This window comes from Methylobacterium sp. WL18 (assembly GCF_008040015.1).
In the GTDB taxonomy this organism is placed as follows: Bacteria; Pseudomonadota; Alphaproteobacteria; order Rhizobiales; family Beijerinckiaceae; genus Methylobacterium; species Methylobacterium mesophilicum.
This window is the reverse complement of the sequence record NZ_VRVD01000550.1, coordinates 1-3,145: the sequence shown is the minus strand read 5'-3', so window position 1 is coordinate 3,145 and position 3,145 is coordinate 1. Positions and strand designations below refer to the sequence as shown.

The window sequence follows — 3,145 nt, the reverse complement described above, 5'->3', positions numbered from 1 at the left end:
CGCCGATCGCGTCCGCGACCTCCTGCGACAGCCGGCGCGCCCGGGTGGTCTGGTTCGGCCGGATCTGCCGCCGCGGGTCGCGCAGCCGCTCGGCGAAGGGGATCTCCATCAGGATCTCGCCGGCCTCGTTCGTGATCACGAACGCGTACGGCATCGGGCTCAGGCCCTCGCGGATGAGGTCGATCGCCATGTCGGGAATCGACGCGCAAGCTTCGAGATAGGCGGTCTCGATATTCGGCATCGTCAGCCCGTCTTCGTCGGGGTCGAGGCCGGCGGGCGTACGCACATGAAAGTAGAACAGGGGCACGGGCGCCTCACGAATGCGGCTGCGCCGTTCGCGCGGACCTTCTCGCTCATAACGCCGGCCGATACAATACGGTACTACATGCGTTAAGACAGGTTTGAACCGCGTCCATGGGCGCGGGTTAACCTGTGATGCGGAGGCTGCCGATGCCCAACCCTCTCATCGCAAAGCTCGAGCAGTTCACGCACCTGTCGGACGACGACCGGGCGGCGCTGCAGAACCTGGTCGCCGAGCCGCTGCGTTGCTACCGGCCGGGAACCGACATCGTGTCCGAGGGCGACGACCCGAAGGTCGTGCGCCTCGTCCTGGCCGGCTGGGCCTACCGCTACAAGCAATTGCCCGACGGGCGCCGCCAGGTGGTGGCCCTGTTCCTGCCCGGCGACCTGTGCGACCACACCGTCTTCGTCTTGTCCGAGATGGATCATTCGATCGGCGCGCTCGGTGCCGTGACCCTGGTCGAGATCCAGCCCGCGACCTTCGAGACGTTGATGGCCGACCATCCGCGCGTGACGCGGGCGCTGTGGTGGGAAGGGCTGGTGAGCGCGGCGGTGCAGCGCGAGTGGATGCTGAACCTCGGCCGCCGCAGCGCGGGCGAGCGGCTGGCCCACGTGTTCTGCGAGGTGTTCTACCGCCTGCGCGGCATCGGGCTGACCCAGGGCACCACCTGCGACATGCCCCTGACGCAGACCGACCTCGCCGACCTGATCGGCATGACGCCGGTGCACGTCAACCGGGTGCTGCAGATGCTGCGCCGGCAGAGGCTGGTCGAGCTGAAGGGCCGCCGCCTGACCATCCCGGATCTGCCGACCCTGGAGAAGGCCGCGCTGTTCAACCCGAACTACCTGCACCTCGACCATGTCGGCGCCCGCTTCGACGCCGTGGGACAGCACCCGGCCGCCGCGGCGCGGTACGGGGCCTGACCGACGGGCGCTCTCCGCGCTCCGTCGCCCTGGAGCGCTCGCCGCCGACCTGGATACCGGTTCGGCGCAAGCGTGGGCGTCGAATCGAGGACCGAGAGCCGTTCCCGGTCGCGCCGTGATCGGGAACGGCTCTGGAATGCGGGGATCGGGGAGGGCCTCCGCTCAGCCCTCCTTGAACCCGTATTCCGGCGTGTCGTCGTCGTTGCCGTAATACTTGTACGGCAGGAACTTGCCCGACATCGTCAGCTTCACCCGGTCGCCCTTGTTGTTCGCCTCCCGGGCCATCTCCATGTTGAAGTCGATCGCCGACATGATGCCGTCGCCGAACTCCTCCTGGATCAACTCCTTGAAGGTCGTGCCGTAGACCATCACCAGCTCGTAGAAGCGGTAGATCAGCGGGTCGGTGGGCGGCATCGCCGGGATCGAGCCCCGGTAGGGCGCCTCGTTGAGCATCCGCTCCTCGGCGACCGTCAGGCCGAACAGCTCGGCCGCCCGCTTGGCCTGGGCCTTGGGCAGCTTCATCTGGCCCATGCAGGCCGCCGTGATCAGGAACGGCGAGAGGCCGCCGATCGCCTCGTGGATATGGGCCCAGCTCCAGCCCTTCTCGCGTTTGATGTCGAGGAGCTTCTCGGTCAGGTCGGCGCGCTTCATGTCGGCTCCGTGTTCATGCGTTTGGCTGGTCCGGGTGAGGCCGCCGGTGGAGGGCGGCCTCACCCCACCCCGGGCGGGGTGCGTACCCGGCCCGGAACCGATGAGGGGGGGATTCGGTCGGGGCCTGATGCGGGACGCGGTCCGCGGCCTCGGCTGGGCCTAAACGCGCGGAACCCGCGCAATAGCAAGACATGCGCCAGCCAATTCTTCGCGGATACCGCACGGCGCGCCGCGCCGGATCGCCGGGACGCGACGCATCGGGGCATTGGGCAAGCGTGGTTTCGATGCACCGGCCCGGCCGGAAGCGCGCCGCGGGAGGCGGAAACGCTTGCATCCGCGGCCTGTTTTCGGACCATGCGCCCTTGGGTCTCGGAGGCGGGCTTTGGACGGGGACGATCGGGACGGACAGACGGCGGGCGCATCGGCGCCGCCGGCCCCCTGGGAATTCGTGCTGCCGGAGGAGACGGCCACGGAGGATCTCGGCCTGTTCCTGTCCGAGTTCCTGTGCCCCGGCGACGTCGTGGCGCTCTCGGGCGGCCTGGGCGGCGGCAAGACCACCCTGGCCCGGGCGGTGATCCGCGAGCTGGCCGGCGACCCGCGCCTGGAGGTGCCGAGCCCGACCTTCACGCTGATCCAGCCCTACACGGCCCGCGACGGCCGGGCGATCGTCCACGCCGACCTCTACCGCCTGCGCGACCCCGACGAACTGGTGGAGCTCGGCTTCGAGGAGATGGCCGAGGACGCCATCACGCTGGTGGAGTGGCCCGACCGGATGCCCCCCCGCGACGGCCCGGTGCTCACCGTCGACCTGTCGCTCCGGGCCGAGTTCGGCCCCGAGGCCCGCCTCGCCCGGATCGACGGCAGCGGCGGCATGCGTGCCCGGCTCGACCGGGCCCGGGCGGTGCGCCGGCTCCTCGACCGCAGCGGCTGGGACCTGGCCGAGCGCACCCTGATGCAGGGCGACGCCTCGTCCCGCGCCTACGAGCGCCTGACCAAGCCCGACGGCACCAGCGCCGTGCTGATGATCGCCCCGCCCCGTCCCGACGGCCCGGCGGTGCGCGACGGCAAACCCTACAGCGCGATCGTGCATCTGGCCGAGAGCGTCCACGCCTTCGTGGCCCTCGACCGCGGCCTGCGGGCCCTGGGCTTCTCGGCGCCCAAGATCTACGGCGAGGACCTGGCCGAGGGCCTGCTGATCCTCGAGGATCTCGGCAGCGAGCCGGTGGTCGAGGCCGGGGCGCCGCGGCCCGAGCGCTACGCCGAGGCGGTG

The 3,145-nt window shown here is 70.4% G+C and carries 3 protein-coding genes and 1 pseudogene; 2 read left to right on the top strand and 2 right to left on the bottom strand.

All coding sequences use genetic code 11. From position 1 onward, the window contains the following. Positions 1-307: pseudogene (locus FV228_RS24780) on the bottom strand (hypothetical protein); the annotation flags it as partial. A gap of 143 nt (positions 308-450) precedes the next feature. Here FV228_RS24780 and FV228_RS24775 point away from each other — a divergent pair. Then, positions 451-1,224 (top strand): Crp/Fnr family transcriptional regulator, encoded by a 774-nt coding sequence (locus FV228_RS24775; RefSeq protein ID WP_147856984.1) that lies wholly within the window; start codon positions 451-453, stop codon positions 1,222-1,224. Positions 1,225-1,386: 162 nt separating this feature from the next. Here FV228_RS24775 and cynS read toward each other — a convergent pair whose 3' ends face one another. Further along, positions 1,387-1,875: a cyanase gene (gene cynS, locus FV228_RS24770; protein ID WP_147856983.1), complete on the bottom strand. Its 489-nt coding sequence runs from the start codon at positions 1,873-1,875 to the stop codon at positions 1,387-1,389. Between the two features lie 382 nt (positions 1,876-2,257). Between cynS and tsaE the strand changes: the two genes are divergently transcribed. Continuing rightward, a partial coding sequence (gene tsaE, locus FV228_RS24765) for a tRNA (adenosine(37)-N6)-threonylcarbamoyltransferase complex ATPase subunit type 1 TsaE (protein WP_147856982.1) occupies positions 2,258-3,145 on the top strand: 888 nt, incomplete at its 3' end.

Bases quoted from the DNA above. Each gene is read 5' to 3' on its own strand.
- FV228_RS24775 (WP_147856984.1), top strand. From the start codon at position 451: ATGCCCAACCCTCTCATCGCAAAGCTCGAGCAGTTCACGCACCTGTCG.
- cynS (WP_147856983.1), bottom strand. From the start codon at position 1,875: ATGAAGCGCGCCGACCTGACCGAGAAGCTCCTCGACATCAAACGCGAG.